Origin of the sequence: Parabacteroides caecihominis, from assembly GCF_023656785.1 — a bacterium.
GTDB classification, from domain to species: domain Bacteria; phylum Bacteroidota; class Bacteroidia; order Bacteroidales; family Tannerellaceae; genus Parabacteroides; species Parabacteroides segnis.
Genome location: NZ_JAMOKS010000002.1, coordinates 316928 through 337484 on the forward strand (window position 1 = coordinate 316928; position 20557 = coordinate 337484).

Genomic DNA, 20557 nt, shown 5'->3' on the forward strand with positions numbered 1-20557 from the left:
TAATAGATTCCGCCCCTTTCTATTTCAGATCAACCATTCTGCAACACATCTTCTTTTTCCGGAGCATTCGGCTCAGGAGTCGAAGCCGGATCAAACGGATTGAAGTAATAGATGCCTAATGAATCCAGATATTGCAGGAAAACAGGCAGCTTCTTCATAAAGAGACTGCATTCTTTTGCCTTGGCAGGTGTCCAACCATCTTCGGCAACAGCGACAAGGCGGGGGAAAGTCATAAAATCCAGACGTTTCTCGTCCGCCACACGTTCTGTCCACAATGAGAACTGTAAGCCCATCACCTGGTCTTCATAATCTTTCGTCAGGTGAATAATAGGTTCCGGGAAACGGTACACATCTTCAATCGCATTATAGCCGTTCCACAGACGGCCCACCTTATGTTCACCATACTGGACAAAGTCTGCATAAAACGGACGGCGCGGTGTCATTATCACATTGTAACCATTCTCGAGAGCTTTTACCAACTGATGTTTACGGTCATGACGCCACCACATTACAATTGCTTTATCGGGAGAAACGCCGGCATCGATGATTTCGTCCCAACCGATCATGGTTTTACCTTTAGAGGCAACGATATCGGCTGCGCGTTTCACGAAATAGTGTTCCAGTCCGGTTTCATTCTGCAATCCTTTATCTTTGATGAACTGCTGGATTTCAGGATCGGTAAACCAGCTCTGGTTACCATAATGAACCTCATCCCCACCGATATGAATATAAGGGGAAGGGAATAAAGAGACAATTTCATCGAGAACATCGCTGATAAACTGGTAAGTCGTCTCCTTGCAGGGGTGGAAAGTAAAACCGTCCCATTTGCCTTCGCCGCCACCGGATAGTTCCGGATAAGAACGGCAGACAGCGGTAGCATGTCCGGGCATATCAAATTCCGGCACTACCGTAATATGACGTTCTGCAGCATAAGCTACAATTTCCTTTATCTCTTCCTGGGTATAAAATTTAGCCGGGGCTTCCGGATCATGCCAGTTGCCGATAGCACCGACAGAGGTCAGCTTCGGATATTTCTTGATCTCGATACGCCAACCCGGTTCGTCGGTCAAATGCCAGTGGAAGATATTCATACGGAGGGAAGCCATAATATCCAGATATTGTTTCACCTTCTCCTTACCGAAGAAATGACGGCTTTCATCCAACATAAAACCTCTCCACCCATAACGGGGTTGGTCAGTGATCTTACAAGCTCTCACTGTTCCTTTTCCAAAACGGGCCAGTTGTTTCAGGGCCTCTTTCGCATAGAACAGGCCGGATTCCGAGGAGGCTTCCAGTAAAACGGATTCCTGACTGACTGTTAATGAATAAGCCTCATCCGGCATTTTCAGTTTTTCATCCAATACCAGGCGAATCGTGCCTTTGGAAGGTGTTCCTGATAAACCCAGTCCTTTCAGTTCGGACTGTAGTTTTTTAGCCAATTCATCGGCATATCCGCCATTCCCGCTGATCGGGGAAGCCGTGCCGATTGTAAACGATCCTTTGCCTCCCGAAACTTTCGCCGGTGTGGGGAACAAAGCAAGTTGTGCAAATGCCGGCAAAGCAAGAAAAGCCAGCAATACTACAATAGATAATAGTTTTCTCATGGGATTATAATTGTTATGTTATCGTACACACCTTAGATTTGGGCAAATATATGCAATTATTCCGATACAGTTTGTATCTTTAGCCATTAAATCAAATGACAAACACATGAACAGATTGTTTATCTTTACTCTTACACTTATCTGCCACTGTCTTATTACATCAGCGCAGGAGATAGAATATGCCCAGCCGGTCAATACCCCGGAAAGTTGCACCAGTATTATGGTCGGCAAGAAAGCCTCTGCCGACGGCTCGGTAATGACCAGCCACACTTGCGACGGAAATTACCGTACCTGGATGGATATTGTCCCGGCCGCCACCTATGACCGCGACACGACCGTCGCCATCCGGAACGGACTGATGCATACGGAATATCCGGGTGACCAGACCAACGTCGAGTTAAAAGGAATCATCCCGCAGGCCCGTTCCACCTATCAGTTCCTGAATACCTCCTACCCTTGCCTCAACGAAAAACAACTGGGCATCGGTGAAACGACTATTTCCGGACGGAAAGAACTGGTTAACAAGAAAGGTATGTTCATGATCGAAGAGTTGGAAAAGATCGCTCTTCAACGTTGCACGACTGCCCGCGAAGCCATTCGCCTGATCGGTGAACTGGTCAAAGAACACGGCTATGGCGATTCCGGCGAATGCCTGACAATTGCCGACCCGGATGAAGTCTGGATATTTGAAGTCTTCGGTGAAGGACCGGATAAGATCGGCGGTGTCTGGGCGGCTGTCCGCATTCCGGACGACCATGTCAGTGTATCAGCCAATATCTCCCGCATATCTACTTTGGATTTAAAGGATAAAGACAATTATATGGCTTCCGCTAATGTTTTTGATGTTGCCAAAAAGATGGGATTCTGGGACGGGAAAGAGACGTTCCGTTTCTGGAAGGCTTACAGCGGAGGGAACTATTTCGGCGAACTGAAATCGTTTAGCCTGCGTGAGTTCTTTATCCTGAACAGCCTTGCTCCTTCTCTGAAGCTATCGTATGATTCGGAAGAACTGCCATTGAGCGTAAAACCGGATAAGCAGGTAGCCGTAACCGATGTAATGGCGCTTTTGCGTGCAACCTACGAAGGCACAGACTGGGATACGACCAAAAATCTGAAAGTCCCATCCAAAAAGAAAGACAGTTCGGATAAAGATTCTATCACCAGTCCGGCCGCCAATCCCTGGATGACGACCGATATGATCAATATGTTGAATGAAGTAAAACCCAGGACGGTCGACCGCAACCGTTTGGTAGCCGTTCCCCAATGTTCTTACTCCCATGTTATCCAGTTACGAAACTGGCTGCCTGATGCAGTCGGAGGGGTTGCCTGGTTGTCATTCGACAATCCGGGACAGAGCCCGCGTATTCCTATTTTCTCCGGTTCCACCGCACTTCCTCCCAGTTTCGGTATCTGCGGACAGCATCGCCATCGTACCGATGCCGCCATCTGGTCGTTCCGCGAAGCCAATAAACTGGCAACCGTACGCTGGGGACTGACAAAAGAGAAAATGCAAACGGCCATCGCCCATTTCGAAGAAAAAGGACAGATGGAATTACCTTTTGTTGAGGCTCAATACAAACAAATTCAACAAACGAAAGGCGATGAAGCTGCAAATGCCTATCTGACCGGCTATACTTCCGACTTTGCCGGGGCTACCATGCAACGCTGGCGCGAAATGGCTGACGAGTTCTGGAAGATGTTTGCACGAGGTTTCTAAATAACGGTTACAAACTATAAAATCATATTTTATGAAAGCATTATTCATATCCTGCGCCTTGCTGCTTTCCGCACTCAGCGCATTCGCACAAGGCTATCAGTTTACCGAAGTCGTGACAGTTCCGGCTACCCCGGTAAAGAATCAGGCAGCCACCGGTACTTGCTGGTGTTTCGCCACCACCTCATTTATGGAATCGGAGTTGTTACGCATGGGAAAGGGAGAATACGATCTCTCCGAAATGTTCATCGTACGCCAGAAATATATGAACCAGTTACAGGACAATTACCTGCGACGTGGCGAAGGAAATATCGGACAAGGCAGTCTGGCACATACTTTTAAAAATGCATACCGTCAGGTAGGAATCGTTCCCGAAGAGGTTTACAAAGGGATCAACTACAATTCCGAACGCCACAATCACAGCGAAATGGCTCAATATATGAAAGCTATCGCTGATGTTGCGGTAAAAAATAAGAAACGCAGCCCTGAATACGACAAGCTGATACAAAACCTGTTCGATACCTACCTGGGACAGCTTCCGGCAACATTCACTTACAAAGGGAAAGAATATACTCCCAAGACATTTGCCGAATCTCTGGGTCTGAGTATGGACGATTACATCGAACTGACGAGCTTCACCCATCATCCGTATTATGTAAAATTCGACGTCGAAGTACCGGACAACTGGGAACATCAGCTCATGTATAACCTGCCGCTCGACGAAATGATCGAGACAGTCGATTATGCCCTGAACAACGGTTTCACCGTATGCTGGGACGGTGATGTCAGCGAAAAAGGCTTCTCCTTCAAGAACGGTGTAGCCATCAATCCGGAAGTAAAGAAGGTGGAAGACCTTTCGAATACCGACCGCGCCCGTTTCGAAAAGATGGACGAGAAAGAGCGCCTGGAAGAAGTATACAAATTCGAACAACCGTATCCGGAAGTAAAAGTAACCCCCGAAGTCCGTCAGGAAGGTTTCGAAGCATTCATGACTACCGATGACCATCTGATGCATCTGACCGGTATCGCCAAGGACCAGAACGGCACCAAGTACTACATCACCAAAAATTCATGGGGCACAGATCGTAATAAGTTCGGTGGCTACCTGAATATGTCGGAAAGCTTCGTCCGCGCTAAAACCATTTATGTAATGGTTCATAAAGACGCGATCCCGAAAGCGATCAAAACAAAATTAGGCTTAAAGTAAATCTGATTACAAATAAAAGAGGGTACGTCCCTGGCTGATAAACATCCGGGCGGCGTACCCTCAATATTTTTTGTTCCTTCTTTCAAACTCAATCAACTCCAAACTGGTATTCAGCGACATGCCTATACTTTTCTGTTTTATCTATTAAAATGGAGGGGAAAGACGGTTGGTTCGGAGCATCCGGATATCCCTGGGTTTCGATGGCGATGCCGGCACTGGCATAATAAGGAGTATCCCTCTTTCCAATATCCGTTCCATCCATGAAATAACCGTTATATACCTGCACAGATTGTTGATTTGTATAAATATCCATCTTTCTTCCGCTGATTTCATCTGACAAACAAGCGGCAAAACTTAGTTCGCTCGCTTCTTTTTTATCCAGGGCATACGCCAGGGAAAAACCTTTGCCTTTTTGTATTTGTGAATGTTCTTCTGTCAAAGACGAAGCAATAGTGTGGGGCAAACGGAAATCCAGCAAAGTATCGTTTACAGATAATAACCGACCCGTAGGGATTAATTCATTATCACATTCAATGATAGCGGAAGCATTCAGGGTAAGATTGTGAGATAAAACATTCTTTTTATCTGTAATACCAAAGGATGATTGCAGGTTAAAGAAAGCATGATTCGTGAGATTGACAGGTGTTAGGCGGTCGGTTGTTGCTTCGCACTCCATCCTCAGGGTATTATTATCTTTCAGCAGGTAAGTCACCTTTACTTCGAGGTTTCCCGGATAGCCTTCTTCCCCGTTCGGGGAACAGGTTGTAAATTCAACAGCTTCCTCTCCGGGAGAAGTGACAAACAGGCGGGATTTCCAGAAACGATTGTGAAAAGCGGCCATTCCACCGTGCAAATGATTGCGAACAGGTTTTCCATAAGCATCATTGGAAGCCAGTAAAAACTCTTGTCCCTCCAATGTAAAACGGGCATTATTAATTCTGCCACAGACACGGCCCACTATTGCACCATGATATTGTTCCCCTGCCGTCAAATAACCGTCGAGCGTATCAAAACCGAGGACAATATCTCCCATACGACCATTACGGTCGGGTGTCCACATACTCACCCAGCGGGCACCATAATTGGTGAATTGGGCGACAAGGCCGTTACGGTTCTTTAATGTAACCAGTTCAGCGGAAGAGGTTGAACCCTCTCCGCTGAATACTGATGCAGACAATAAATTCATCTGACAAACCATGTATTATTGTTTTACAATCTTAAATATACGGCTTTTGAATGCTCCGTACAAGGGAAATTCCACTCCGATATTCATCAACTGACGACCGGCATAAAGGCCATCCATACCTTCAATCCGGTAAGAGGCATCAGGTTCCAGACCACGCAGTTTTACCTTTTTAGAACGTTTGGTTTCCGGTATGGCATTATCCGGATATTCTGCCAGATTATACACAAACACAACTGATTCGGATTTCGGTTTATTGACGAACTGAAGCACGCTCCGGTTATTCTCGTAAGGCGACACCAAACGGTAATGATCACCTTTGTGAACTGTTTCACGAATTTCTTTATAAAGAGCAATCTTCTCACGGGCAACCTCTTTTTCCTTGTCAGACCATTTCGTAATATCATAACCAACACCCAGGACACCGCACAGGGATACATCGAACTTAAATTCAAGCGGATGCCTCTGGTTATGCCAATCTTCCTGCGTCACCCAGCTAATCATAGAATTAGACGGGAAGGCATTCAGGAAAGAATACTGGATGAACGTGCGTTCCACCGGGTCGGTATTATCGCTTGCCCAGCAGAAATCGGTACGGGCCATCATACCCAGGTCAACCCTACTGCCACCTCCGGCACAGTTTTCGAACCATACTTCGGGAAATTCCGCACGCAATGTTTCAAACAAACGGTACAGATTCTCGATGTATTTAATACGAACGGCCCGCTGTTCATCGGTCGGAGCTGACAGGAAACCAGGTTCTGTCACACCCCGATTCATATCCCATTTGATAAACTTTATATTGTTTTCACGTAACAACGTAGAGAAGCAACTATATAAATACTGATAGACATCTTCACGTGCCAGGTTCAGCATCAACTGATTACGGGTTTCATGCCGGGTACGGTTCGGATAATGGAACACCCAGTCGGGATGCTGGCGGTACAGGTCACTGTTCGGATTTACCATTTCCGGCTCTATCCAGATACCGAAATCCAGTCCCAGAGCATTGATTTTCTCGATCATCGGTTGCAAGCCGTTAGGGAATTTATTCTTATCGACCGTCCAGTCACCCAGACCGCCTTTATCGTTGATACGGCCTTTAAACCAACCGTCGTCAATAACAAAAACTTCAACGCCCAAATCTTTTGCGATCTTTGCCAAAGCCAGCTGATGTTCTTCATTCACATCAAAAGTGGTGGCATACCAGCTGTTATATAAAACCGGACGAACCTGATCGCGATGAGAAGGATACAGGACTTTTTCACGGGTAAACGAAGCCAGGTTCTGTGAAACGCCTTCCATCCCCCGGTTGGTATATCCGATCATCATCTTAGGAGTGGTAAAACTCTTTCCCGGCTGTAGAACCAACAACTGGTCCCAGAAGTTTATTCCTCCGGTAACTTGAACTTCTCCGGGAGCATACTTCTCAAAGTCCATCCGCCAGTTACCACTATATTGTAACGAGCCGAACCATACTTCGCCGCAAGTCTCTTCCTGCTCGCCTTCGGGTCTGATTGCAAAGAAAGAGGAACCGTACGAACGCAGGTCTTTTGTCTGAATCGTCTTCAATCCCTGTGTCAGTTTGGTTACATTCATTTGATACTCATAGCCCCATCTGCCGGACAGATGCGTCAGCTCATAGGCGTTCTTCGGAAGAAAGAACGTTCCGGACTGGGCATTTTCTATTTCAATATTCCCTTTCTTTCCGGTATTCTTTATTTCTATCCATTTCTCAAGCAAATCGTATTCCGGCAGAACACGGATATATTCGGTAACAGCCAACGGATAATAGTTATCCTTCTGACGGATAACCAATATGGCATACCCATCCTGCGTCAGCATTTCCGACCCTTCGTAAGTGAGTTCGATATCCCTTACCCGGTCTTTAAAAACGGCTTCCAGCATCGGTGTCGTAGCAGAATAACCGCCACGGACAGTCACTTCTTCCCCCAGCGGATTCCGCAGCATGTCCGGATTCTGACTTTTATCGCCAAAATAGAACATATTCACCTTTCCCTGATCCGAAACACGGATCTGATAGATAAAAGAACGTGTTGCCAATGTCCACGACTTTCCGTCGCTGCCGGCAGTAACAGGAGATTGCTGTGCCCAAGTCATCCCTGTCATTAAAGCAAATAATACGATAAACAGCTTCTTCATAAGTTACATCTTTACATTAATCAATAAATATCTTCCGGATTACTTGCTCCCGAAGAGAGACCGGATTTAAACAATTGAGCCAAAACATCCGATTCCATCGCACTTGACGGATCAAACGAATCACTTTTCATATATTCAAGCAAACTAAAATACAACTGCCGGGCTTCCGGACGCTGTTCCCAGTCCGACAATATATCCATTGAGCAGAAAAGTAATTTTCCTTCACCTACTTTTGCCTCAAACAGGTTTGACAAACGACGGTTATTGGCAAAGTTATCGACAACTTCCACCAAAGGGGTCACGGCCGGCAGGTTATCCATAACAATCGTTTTTGATTGCTTCAGCAGCGACCACCATTGCCAATCGGTATAATTGCCTGTCGGGAAATGGGCGAATGCCGGATGAGACGCCTCACAAAGGATTCCCATCGAACCTGCCTGCTTCGGAAAATGAACCGGACTCCAAAATACAGGGACAAATTTACCTTCCAACCCTTCTATCTTTTTATAGTCCGGATTATATAAAACCTTCTTTCCATCGGCAAGCGCCTTCTGAGTTTCCCGTAAATCACGGGTAACAACGACATCATCCTTCACCGGATTCAATTGGGACGGATATACCCAAATACTCCATTCATTCTTATATGGAGTATTATCCAAAGCAACGGACAAGAGTAACCGAGCCGCTTCCTGCTGCGCCAACGGACAGGTAATCGCTTCCGGCAATCTATTCAACCCGATTGGCAACGAAGGGCAGGACATCATGCCTTTTCCTATTTCTTTTCCCTTTTCATCTTTCAGTATCCAGGAAACAGACTGATCTTTCAGTTCTTTATCTGTGAAATTAGCAACTTCGACAGACGCTGTAAAAGATTCCCCACTCGTATAAACTGCTTTCGGGAAACGAACCAGAGGTGTTACCGGCGAGCAGGCCTGGCGGAATGTTTCTGCATCAGTTACACCTTTGCTATCCCAAAAGGCATCCAGCAATCCGACTAAAGCAGTTCCCTGCCCCGGGAAGTCATGCAGGTCCAATAACTGGAAACCGCTGCAACCTGCCGTTTTCATCGCACGTTCAATCTCTTCTTTATATAAGATAGCCGCCAGATAACCGGATGCTTTCAGGTAATCGTCAGCCTTATCCAATAAGCCTTTTTTCTCCAGTTCCTGCTTTACGCCTTTAAAGTTTAAAGGATCCAGGACTCCGGTATATTTATCTATCTCTTTCAGGTTAGGGAAAACAGAATATTGCCCGATCTCATGAGTAACAAGCGGAACATCCATTCCTTCGACAGAAGCGATATAGTCCTTGTCGAACGAAGGAGATTGGGAATCAAATACACCCTGGCCTCTCACCCAGCCTTTCTTAGTCCATTGCGTGATAAAGAAATCGTCATCCGGTTCAGGCCAATCACCATGTCCTCTTTCAAATGTAAAAGAAGTGGTTGTATATAAATGTCTCGAGTCCTGTTCTTTGGTATGCTTCAACAACCGCGACAAGAATTCAAAATCCGGTTGCAGTTCATTCCCCAGGCTGAAGAAACAGAAAGAGGGATGATTGCCATACTCTGCAAGTATACGGTCAGCTTCAGCATACAGGAAGTCATTTGTATGAGAATCTTCTCCCACTTTTACCGACCATAGCGGAAGCTCTACCTGTAAATAGAATCCCAATGAATCTGCCACCTGGAAAGCGGCTTCGGGTGGACACCAGGAATGGAAACGCAGATGGTTCAATCCCCATTCGCGAGCCGTAAGGAACACTTTCTTCCATCCTTCCGGTTCCATCGGAGGACGTCCGGTCAGCGGGAAGATACAACATTCGAGTGTACCTCGCAGAAAGACCTTATTTCCGTTCAATAGCAGATCCGATTGATTCCGGCTGAATTCGCGCATGCCAAACTTTGTACTCCTTTCCGTTTTAACCGAACCTGCATTCACCTCTAAATCCACTTTATATAAAACGGGGTTAAACTCATTCCACATTTCTATCGAATCCCCCATTGAACATGTTAGATTTACAAGGTTTTCGCCTGATTGAAAATCCACTTTTTGTTTAAGGGCAGATACGACCAATCCACTTTTTTGATTTTCTACCTTTACCGAGAGCGAACCTTCTGTAGCTTCACCCGTATTGGAAACTTTTCCCTTTATACGGATTTGTTTACCTGATACGTCCGGATAAACCTGCAAATCTTCGATGGAAAGGGCTTCTTTTGCTATCAGAGAGATATCACCGATTATACCGTTCCACATAATCTGTGTTTCATTGGTATAGGCATGCGCCATATCGTTTACAGTAATATCATGTTGTTTCCTGTTGTCCACACGAATCGTCAGTTTGTGCTTACCGGGTGTCAGATAACCAGTCAGATCGAATCGATGCGGACTTATCAGGCTTTCACAACTTCCCTGCACAGGGTTATCATCTACCCAAACAGAAGTTTGCCAGATAACACGTTCGAGTTTTAGTTCTATAGACTTCCCCTCCCAATTCGATGGAATGGATATTCCCCGCGAATACCAGGCCGGACCGACATAACTATTTTTACGGGTCAGGTGAAGAATCTGCGGTTTCTCCACTGAAGGAAGAAGTGTATTCGGAATGCCATATCCCGCTTCATCGGTCGTTCCGGGCAGCTGTATTTTATCAGCAAACGAACGTTCAAACCATTTCTCCGTTATCCCGATATCGGTACTGTCCATAGCAAACTGCCACTTGCCCGCCAAAGAGATCTCTGACGATGGCTTTTGGCAAGAAGTCAGCATCAGTGTTATACATATAGATAAAAAACCCTTCAACATATTTATTATTTCTTCCTTAAATGAGTATCTCCAAAAATGCTATAAAAAACCAGTTTTTTCAAGAGGCATGAACAATGCTGTTCTGATAGCACGAACAACGTTGTTCATATACCGTGAACAGTACTGTTCATACACTATGAAAAGCACTGTTCATGCCATCGGAAAAGATCAGATCATCTTCTGATGTATCTGAACTCCCTGATGGTTATTATCCATTTCGGCAGCGATATTGAAATATTTCATTGCTTTTTCGTTATTACCTAATCCCAGGTGGCCTAATGCCATCAGGTAATTGCAATGGATACGATTCTTTTTATTCATATCATCTTCCCATATCTGTAAATCAGGTAAGGATACAGCGAAATAATCCATCTTAAAGACATCATACAGATGCTTTTCGCCATAAGAAATCAGGTTATTAAAGCGTCCGCAAGCCTCTTCTTCACGTCCCAGCTTACGCAAAGCCAGTCCCTGATAGAATATCTTATCCGGTTTCTGATCGTTATAATACATAGCGGCAGCCGGTTGGCTGTTTCCGATGCTGGCAGCCAGGAATAATTCCGTCGCTTCTTCTTTACGTCCCAAGCCGGACAAAGCACAGGCTTTATAATAATTGAAGTCGTTTTCCTGTGCGCCATATAGTTTGCCTTCGCCCAGATTATGCGGATAGATGAAACATTCCTCAATCAAAGCCAGAGCTTCTTCATATTTCTTTTCAGCTAATAACTGCTTTACTAATTCTACACGAGCCAGCTGGTATTGTGCCGGAACCTTGCCTTCTCCCCCTTCCCACGGATGGAACTTACGGGCATCGATCATACGGATTGCTTCTTCATATTGTCCGAGTTGATTCAGTAAGGTGACATATTCCAGATACAGGTCATCACGCTGGAAAGCTATGTCTTTATGCTTTTCAAGGAAAGCCAGACGATCTTCATGCGAACGATTCAGGCGTTTATACAACTGATCGAGCTCCATCAGGATACGGGCATCCGTCATATCGAGCGCAAAAGCCTTTTCAAGTAGAGTAACCGCCTCGTCCTGCCTATTCAGCTTATTGAAATAGGCCAGGGAAAGATTACGCAAGACGGTCGGGAAGGTATCATCCTGCTGCATGGAAGTCTCCCAGCAGGTGATTGCTTCCGGATACTGACGCTTGTCGTACCACAAATTACCCAGATAATACAAGGCTTTTGGTGTTTCTTTCGCAAACCCGATAACAGATTGTAGAGCAAGAATTGCCTCCAATACATTCGGGAAACAACAATCAGGCAATTGCTGTTCCGCTTCACGGATAGCTGCCAGGGCTTCTTCTTTACGGTCCAGTTGAATCAGGAACCAGCTTTTATAATAATGAAGCATAGTCTGCCCCGAAACATTTTGACTGATAGCCGTTTCGGCCACCATTAATGCTTCCTCCCAACAACCGGCAGATGCATAATCCAAAGCCAGTTCTTCATAATTATGGGCCTCCGGACGCATCAGAGCGAGCAATTTTTTCAGGTCAGCCTCAACTCCGGTAATCAGGTACTTCTCAAAACCACAACCGAAATTGAAACGGTCGATACGCAGGGAATCCTCAATCAAAGCCAGTGCCTCATCCTTCCGTCCCAGATGACGAAGGATAGCCGCTTTCAAATGGCGTCCCCGCAGATTATGCCAGTTGCGAAGTAAAGATTTATCTATTTCATAGAGAGCCTCTTCCCAATCTCCGCGTGCCGCCGATAACTGAGCCAGGGAATAGTAGCCGGCATCCTGCCAGGCTGCATTCCAACAGGCTTTATAGAAAGAGTCATATGCTTCTTCTGTTTTCCCCTGATATTTCAAAGAAAGGCCCAGATTATATAATGGCTCGCCATCATAAGGATTCGGATTACGTTCCGTCAGTGTTTTCACCGCCTGTCGCAGATAAGGTTCTGCCTTGGCAAACTGACCTTTACGAATCAACCACAATCCCATCGCATTATTATTACGTACATCGGTCGCATCACGGCGAAGTGCTTCTTCATAATAATCGGTTGCCGAATAAGTGGCATGGCGATATTGTTCCAGATGTAAGCCTGTCAGATACAGCTGTTCGGTGGTACGCACTTCTTTCGGGTCAAGAGCTGCTTTAGCGGGCTCGGGTACTTCCTTAATAACATCGGGTTCCGGTTCCCAGGATAACATCTGCTTCCCTTTAACGTTACGGATACAGACTTTCACATCGCACAAATCTGCAACCGGAACAAATTCTTCCAGTATATTTTCGGGAGTAATATCACGGGTAATATCCAGACAAACTTCTCCGGATTTCTCCACGACAATATGCAAATCATTCTGCACGGACGTAGCGAAAACTTTTAATAAAGCGCCCTTTCCATCGGGCTCCAGGTTCATCAGAAGGTCGGAAGAGGCATTCTTCACCACACCCAGTTCGCGATAAGGCATGAAGTATTGGGTAAACGTTTTTTCTTCATAAGGCTGAAGCCAGGTGAAGTCAGGCTGATTGTCGGTATAGACACCGGTCATCAGTTCGATATAAGGGCCGTCGGAATCTGTTAGGTTACGATCCCAGGCCTGTCCGAAATCGCCATTACCCCAGGTCCATTGCTTCTTACCCGGCGAGATATGATGGTTTGCCACGTGAAGCACACCGGCACGGGTATCATTCTCATATCCTCCCACAAAGTTATAATTGGAACGGATTGCCATATAAGAGGTAGGAACAGGTATATTCTTATAGCGGGAAATATCCACTCCTGCCGAATAATCCATCTTATAGTAAGTACCGGTAGCAATCGGATAGCGTGACACATCACGTTTACCATGATCGAACACGGCATTTACATCGGCAGGGAACACCGATTGATAGGCATCATTTACAGCCACAGCCGGATTCGCCCACCAAAGGAAAGTCTGCGGTATCGGTGTCGGGTTATACAGTTTACCCTGAATCTCCAAAACAGCCCGTCCCGGACGGAGGGTAAAACCGGCCATCCCTTTCTGATGGAACATACGTTCGCGCTCGCTCACCCAAACGATGGCACTGCCGTCGGCACAACGTTCGATCGTATAATCGATCGGCAGGAACGTACTCGGACGATGATGTTGCGGCCAGTTAAACTCGATTCCACCGGAAATCCACGGACCGGTCAAACCGACCAAAGCCGGTTTAATCACATGGTTATAATAGATGAAATGGCGGTTTTTGATCTTATCGTATGCCATCTGTACACGTCCCCCCAGTTCCGGGAGGATCATAACTTTGATATATTCGTTTTCAAGATAAACGGCATGGTAACTCTTTTCCTCACAGGTATCTTCTATCTTTTCCACTACCGGATAAGGATATACCACTCCGCTGCTTCCCTGGTAAACACGCTTCTCCAGGAACATCGGATTCTTTTCGGCTTTGCCAATACCATAGGTAGGAAGAAGGATATCTTCTTCCCAAACTTTCACATTCTCAGTCATTTCAGTATATTTATTTTGTTAATTCTTTTTCCAGTTCTTCCAATGTTTTTCCTTTTGTTTCGGGAAGTTTTGCACGTATAAAGAAGAACCCGCTCAAACAAATGGCACCATACAACCAGAAGGTTCCGGAAGCACCCACCGCTTCATTCAATATCGGGAAAGTATATGTCAACAGGAAGCAGGCTGCCCACAGGAAGAATGTGGAGATAGCCATTGCCATCCCGCGTATCCTTACGGGGAATATCTCGGAAAGAACCACCCAAACCACCGGTGCAAGAGACATAGCATAGCAGGCAATCGCCATCACTACCAGCAGAAGCATCGGCCAGCCGCTTACTTCAAAGAAATAGCAGGTTCCCAATATTCCATAGATAACAGCTAGTCCTGCCGAACCGACGAACATCAGACTTCGTCTACCCCATTTGTCAACCGTATAGATGGCAACAAAAGTAAAGATCACATTAGTCACCCCTGTCACTACAATATTCATCAAGACATCCGACACCGCATAACCGGCTTCCGAAAATATCTCATGAGCATAATTAAAGATCACATTGATACCGCACCATTGCTGGAAGATCGCTAATACGATTCCGATAATGAGCACGTTCCGGACACCCGGCTTTAACAGAGCTCCCCAGTTTACTTTTTCTTCTTTCTTATCGGTCAGTTGCGCCAGTTCATCCAACGTCTGATCGGCATATTGTTCTCCGCCGATACGTAACAGGATAGCCCGTGCCTGAGTCGTCTTTTGCACGGTTGCCAACCAACGCGGACTTTCAGGAATAATAAAAGAAAGGATAAAGAACAATCCGGCCGGAATCAGTTCCGCCCAGAACATCCATCGCCAGGCCCACTCGATACTGTTGGCACTCAGCGTTTCACCTCCCTGTGTAAAGTACTCTCCGATTTGCCAGTTAGCCAGCTGCGCCATCAGGATACCCAAAACAATCGTCAGCTGATTCAGGGAAACAAACTTTCCCCGGACAGAGGCCGGAGCGACCTCAGCAATATATACCGGTGAAATGTTCGAAGCGATACCGATACCGAACCCACCGACTATACGATAAATGATAAACCAGTTAAAACTATTGACCGCCCCCGTCCCGTAGGCAGACAGTACAAAAAGGAAAGAAGCGATAATCAACATCTTTTTTCGCCCGTACTTATCACTCCATTCACCGGAAAGCAACGCACCGGCCAGACAACCGATCAGGGCGCTACTCATCGCCCACCCACGAAGGGCAGCAGAGCCTTCAAGTCCGAAAAAGGGTTCATAAAATATCTTGGCACCTCCGATCACTACCCAGTCGTAACCGAATAATAATCCGCCCATAGCTGAGACCAGGCAAATAAGTAATAAGTAAGCTGTTGTTCGCTTCATGACATTAGTATTAAAGTTATGGTGCAAAGAAACAGGTTTCCGGTTAATAGTGAAATAGATAAAACTGGCTTAGGGATGGACAATCTTTCGATTCTTCTCTCTAAACCGGTTTTAATTATAGTTATATGTCTTCCGCAATCAATCCTGCTTTTCGAAAGTTATTCCTATCGGTGACCCGTCCACTTTCACATCTGCTTCCAATTTACCGTTTTTTAGTTTGAATGCGATATCCACATCTCCGCCACTGATTATCAGGTTACATTTATAAGTATCGCCGTCCCGGCTGATCTGGTCGACGACAATCTTATCATAACCAACGCCAAGCGTAACGTTCAACTTTCCATCTTCAGTCTTAAACTCAACCTCCCCATTCTCATATCCATAAGGGACATCGGTGGCACTATACTTCCATTTACCTGATAAACCGTCCGTTTTATCCTGTGCAGATACGGCCAGTGAAAATAGCATACAAAATAAAAGGCATACAATCTGTTTCATACTGATTTACTTTTTAATTGATTATTCATTTAGTTAAGCTCAACAACAGTAAAGATACAGAGCTTTTCTCAAATAATGCGGTTTCCAGGGGTAAATACCCCTATCTTGGGATGAATGAACAAGGATGAAAAAAAGACATTCCGACTACCAAAAACATCCGTACCCGCAAAGAGTCCGGATACAGAGATAAAGATAAATAATAAATGGATTATATACCTATCAAATAAATAATATATCTTTGTGCACATCTATAAATCCAGTACCATGATCAAACTCAAAGACGGTTTTAGCGGAGAACGGGCCCTTGTATTACCTCAGTCTATCGTACAAGAGATGGAGAAAGACGCGCTTTCATCGATCCTGCACATTACGGACATCGGTTATTACCCGAAGGCCCTGCATCATTTCCGTGAACGGAAAGAGCCGATCTGCCAGTTCGTCTTCATTTATTGTATAGAGGGAGCCGGATGGTTCCGTTGCGGCGACCAGGAATATACGGTCACAGCCAACCAGTATTTTATCCTGCCAGCCGGAGTTACGCATGCCTACGGTTCGGATGATACGAATCCCTGGACCATTTACTGGATACATTTCAAGGGGAAGCTGGCCTCTTACTTTGCCGGTCAGGCCAGCCGTCCGATCGAAATAAAACCGAGCGTCCAGTCCCGGATCAGTAACCGAAACGATCTTTTCGAAGAGATATTCCGCACATTGGAGATGGGATACAGCCATGAAAACTTATTGTATGCCTGTTCTGCTTTCCATTATTACTTAGGTTCTTTACGTTATCTCCAACAATATCGTGAGGCTGCCCGTAACGAATCGGATCAGAACGATATCGTTACCGCTGCCATCCACTATATGAAAGAAAACCTGGAAAAGAAAATAACATTAGCAGACCTGGCTACCCATATAGGCTATTCCCCTTCCCATTTTTCCGTCCTGTTCAGCAAGCGTACCGGTTATGCCCCCCTGACTTATTTCAACCAACTGAAGATACAACAGGCTTGCCAGTTACTGGACTTTACGGATATGAAGGTAAACCAGATCTGTTATAAGATAGGAATAGAAGATACCTATTACTTCTCCCGGCTATTCAGCAAGGTGATGGGGATGTCGCCAAGGGAGTATAAGAAGCAGAAGAAGGGGTAAGTATTTTTCAAGTTACAGCATTCGATTATTTCATAGAGTAATTACAAGAAAGCGGAAATATGGAATCTAATGAACCATACTTCCGCCTTTGATAACAAAAGACTTATGTATGGGAAATAAAGTCTAGAAAACCTTCATTCCAAATTCACTCCATACGAAAAAATTACCTCCTGTCGCATTTTCCGGAACAGAGAAACGAATAATCTTAAACGGCTTTCCTACCATAATCTTCGAATTATAAGTTTCTTTACCACCAGTCGGCAGTCCGTCGGTCAGCGTGCTTATCTTATTAAAAGATACACCATCCAAACTTCCTTCAATAATGATCTTTGCCGGTGCGGCACTGCCATTTGCCGAACGTGTCGTATAATAGAAATTAAATACAGTAGTCTCTGCCGGCAATGCTACCTGAAGGTAATGAGAACCTTCCACTGCAACACTCCAAGCAGAATGGAAGTAAGTTTCCACATCTCCATCCAACAGATTTGCCAATGAACCTTCCGACGGCTCAACGGCATTTGAAGAAAGCATATCAGCTGTCAATTCCACTTTTTTCAATTTGCTTTCGTCCGGTACATATGAAATACCATAAAGACATGCGTTTTTACCCGAATCAATAACAAAATATTCCTGTGTACAATTAGCCAGTCGCAATGGCAGAACATAATTACCGTACTCCAGTGTTGTACGGTCTACCGTAATTTCCAGATTTACCAGACTTGAATCAGGTGTAAATCCGACAACACCATCCCCGCTCAACATATAAGCATCTTTCGGTAGCAATGAATAATTCGTATCATTTTTCTTATTATACTCATCCAATAATGCCTGGTCAACTTCAACCTTACAATCGAATGTCCATTTATTTGTTAATGGCATTGTAACCGGTAAAGTGAATTTAGCCTGTTGAGCACCTTCATCCGTAAAAGAATTAGATACATATCCCGTTTGGCTGAAATACACAGAAGGGATCGATACAGTTGGAACCAGAATCATCTGACTTTTTTCTGCATTAATTGAATCTTTGGAGTTTTTCAAAGAAACAGGCAATGCATATTTTACTTCTGCCGGTAAACTGAAAATAATATCAGTTTTGAACGCTACATTTACATGCTTATACAAATTGTCCGCTCCAAACTCAACTCTATCCTCTGCAATCTGATAACAATTATCAGGCAGTTTTACATATCCAGTACCATTTTGAGCATTATAATTTGCCAACACATCATCCGATACTTCGATCTCGACTTCAGTAATACTTCCTAAATCAGAACCTGATTTATTAATTACCAATTGATAATCACCATCCTCACCTGTTTTATAAAGTGAAACCGGTATTTCACCATTATTCCTGAAATAAAGTATCGTACTATAATCACTCAGAAACTCTCCTTTATTATCTTCACAGGCTGTAAATGCCACACCTAAAGAAAACAGGAATGATATTATTAATATATTCTTCATAAACAATGTCTTTTAAGATTATCAGAATTACCAACCATAATTCTGAGTTAACAATTTATTTCTATCCAACTCTCTTTGTGAAAAAGGATACAGATAATGGTTATCTTCAAACACACGTGTTTCAAAAGCAACCCTTTCCCAAAAACCATCGGGAGTCTCATCTCCACTTCCGGGGAATTGCGTATTCATACCATATATCGGTCCTCCATCAACCTCCTTGGAAATCATCCATGTACGAGTATCGAAATAACGATGATTCTCAAAAGCGAGTTCAATACGACGCTCACGACGGCAAAGTTCGATCAACTCTTCTGTAGTTGCATTAGGATAAACATCAGTAATCGAAGCCAAACCGGCACGATCACGTAGATCAGCCCAAAGCTCCATCGCTTGTGTTTCATATCCCGAAGGCAAAGCGGCATTTCGTTTTTTACACTCAAGCACCGATTCTATAAAGTTGAGATACATCTCGGCTAGACGGAATGTCGGAAAGACTATATTTCCCCATTGACCACTGGCAGAGTTAAGCGTATGATCATAAAAACGATTGATCAGATATCCGGATTTCGGATAATCATGCGATTTATTTCCATTCCCCCCTTTAGCAAAAGAAATCAAAGTCATACCACTACCATGGTGCCACTTATTTCCACCGAAAAATACAGAAACATAGAAACGTGGTTCACGATCTTTATACATGTTCGGAGCATTCAAATCATACGCTGCGGCACCTCCCCAAGCCGGATATTCCCATGTTGTCTTTTCAAATTCATCTTCACTATATCCGGATTGTGTATCAATAACTGGATTTGTTCCGCTATATCCGGAAATCGGATAACGCCCGTTAGACATAGCATATGCATCCACCTGTTGCTGAGTCGGGCCAACGCCACCATAAGCAGTTCCGGAAATTCCGGTCGGAACTGTATGTACGCCCATTGTATAACGGCCTTTATAACCGGTCGACCAGATCAATTCAGAATTCCAATGTTCCTGAGTTATCCCATAATAATTTGCATACGGGTCAGAACCGTCGCCGGCACGGTATAATTTATACAGTGGATTATCAATCAAAGCTTTAGCAGCCTTAGCTGCTTCCAGCCATTTATTTGCATCGTATTCCTGAGGAAATAAATGTACTCCTGATAATTCTGGGAATTTATCAGTCACCGGATTTATCACTGAACTATATAATTTATTTCCATTAAACAGATCACGCGCCGAATAAAGTTTTAAACGAGCGATAAGAGCCTGACAAGCACCTTTGGTTGCCAATCCTTTTTCTGCATCCGAATAATTTTCAGCCATTGCCGGGTCATTGATACAGGCTTCCATTTCACTCACTACATAATTCACACATTCATCCCATGTATTACGCGGCCGGTAAAGATCTTCAGTTGAAGCTGTAAAGTCCAGTAATTCATCCCCCAGTAAGAAGACCGGCCCATAAATACGCATCATCATAAAATAATAATAAGCGCGTGCGAATCGACTTTGTACTTTCCATTGCGCCAGTTCTTCCTTTGTCACAATAGGATCGGAACAACGGTCGACATTCTGCATAAAAATATTACATTCACGAATGCCTTTATAATAGAAATCCATTTTATAATAAGGAACGCTACTGGCATTCCAAGAGCCGAAATTGATCCAGCGTGTGTCCCGGTCATAAGTAACCGATCCTTCATCAGATGCACCTAACCAAGGGGAATAATTAAAGTCATCAGCATCATTCGGCAAAAAACTCATCGAATTAAGCCAGTAACTTCTGGTATTATTACGGGTTTCCCAGATTTTATCAAATGTTAGTTTTTCATCTTCCTGTCTGTCCAGAAAATCATCACAAGATACGAAAAAAGAGGTTCCGACCAGAAGACAAATGATTTGAAAAGATTGTATGATTGATATTTTCATATTCATAATTATTT

At 44.5% G+C, this 20557-nt stretch carries 12 protein-coding genes; 3 read left to right on the forward strand and 9 right to left on the reverse strand.

Annotated features, from left to right (window positions below):
* Positions 1 to 29 precede the first annotated feature (29 nt).
* Positions 30 to 1604 carry a beta-N-acetylhexosaminidase gene (locus NBH14_RS02385; protein WP_186958026.1) on the reverse strand — a complete coding sequence of 525 codons (1575 nt, stop codon included), beginning with the start codon at positions 1602 to 1604 and terminating at the stop codon, positions 30 to 32.
* A 106-nt stretch (positions 1605 to 1710) separates the two neighbouring features.
* Here NBH14_RS02385 and NBH14_RS02390 point away from each other — a divergent pair, with 106 nt between their 5' ends.
* Positions 1711 to 3321 (forward strand): dipeptidase, encoded by a 1611-nt coding sequence (locus NBH14_RS02390; protein WP_186958025.1) that lies wholly within the window; start codon positions 1711 to 1713, stop codon positions 3319 to 3321.
* Between the two features lie 31 nt (positions 3322 to 3352).
* The gene (locus tag NBH14_RS02395; protein WP_186958024.1) at positions 3353 to 4525 is read left to right on the forward strand and encodes a C1 family peptidase; all 1173 of its coding nucleotides are present in this window, start codon (positions 3353 to 3355) and stop codon (positions 4523 to 4525) included.
* Between the two features lie 88 nt (positions 4526 to 4613).
* Here NBH14_RS02395 and NBH14_RS02400 read toward each other — a convergent pair whose 3' ends face one another.
* From NBH14_RS02400 to NBH14_RS02425, 6 genes are all read right to left on the reverse strand, one after another.
* On the reverse strand, positions 4614 to 5711 hold the full coding sequence (locus tag NBH14_RS02400) for an aldose epimerase family protein (protein ID WP_250817102.1): 1098 nt from the start codon (positions 5709 to 5711) through the stop codon (positions 4614 to 4616).
* Between the two features lie 15 nt (positions 5712 to 5726).
* Positions 5727 to 7871, reverse strand: a complete 2145-nt coding sequence (locus NBH14_RS02405) for an alpha-galactosidase (RefSeq protein WP_186958022.1) — start codon at positions 7869 to 7871, stop codon at positions 5727 to 5729.
* Between the two features lie 20 nt (positions 7872 to 7891).
* Positions 7892 to 10675: a glycoside hydrolase family 2 protein gene (locus tag NBH14_RS02410; protein WP_186958021.1), complete on the reverse strand. Its 2784-nt coding sequence runs from the start codon at positions 10673 to 10675 to the stop codon at positions 7892 to 7894.
* A 168-nt stretch (positions 10676 to 10843) separates the two neighbouring features.
* Positions 10844 to 14131, reverse strand: coding sequence for a tetratricopeptide repeat protein (locus NBH14_RS02415; protein ID WP_186958020.1), 3288 nt, complete (start codon positions 14129 to 14131; stop codon positions 10844 to 10846).
* Between the two features lie 10 nt (positions 14132 to 14141).
* Complete coding sequence (locus tag NBH14_RS02420; RefSeq protein ID WP_048316868.1) at positions 14142 to 15515, reverse strand: sugar porter family MFS transporter; 1374 nt, start codon at positions 15513 to 15515, stop codon at positions 14142 to 14144.
* A 138-nt stretch (positions 15516 to 15653) separates the two neighbouring features.
* Positions 15654 to 16013, reverse strand: coding sequence for a hypothetical protein (locus tag NBH14_RS02425; RefSeq protein WP_186958019.1), 360 nt, complete (start codon positions 16011 to 16013; stop codon positions 15654 to 15656).
* Positions 16014 to 16277: 264 nt separating this feature from the next.
* Here NBH14_RS02425 and NBH14_RS02430 point away from each other — a divergent pair, with 264 nt between their 5' ends.
* Entirely contained in the window at positions 16278 to 17165 is an 888-nt protein-coding gene (locus NBH14_RS02430; protein ID WP_048316865.1) for an AraC family transcriptional regulator, read from the forward strand.
* A gap of 123 nt (positions 17166 to 17288) precedes the next feature.
* Here the strand turns inward: NBH14_RS02430 and NBH14_RS02435 are convergent, their stop codons facing one another.
* Positions 17289 to 18629: a BT_3987 domain-containing protein gene (locus tag NBH14_RS02435; protein ID WP_186958018.1), complete on the reverse strand. Its 1341-nt coding sequence runs from the start codon at positions 18627 to 18629 to the stop codon at positions 17289 to 17291.
* Positions 18630 to 18656: 27 nt separating this feature from the next.
* Positions 18657 to 20543: a RagB/SusD family nutrient uptake outer membrane protein gene (locus NBH14_RS02440; RefSeq protein WP_186958017.1), complete on the reverse strand. Its 1887-nt coding sequence runs from the start codon at positions 20541 to 20543 to the stop codon at positions 18657 to 18659.
* Between the last annotated feature and the right edge of the window lie 14 nt (positions 20544 to 20557).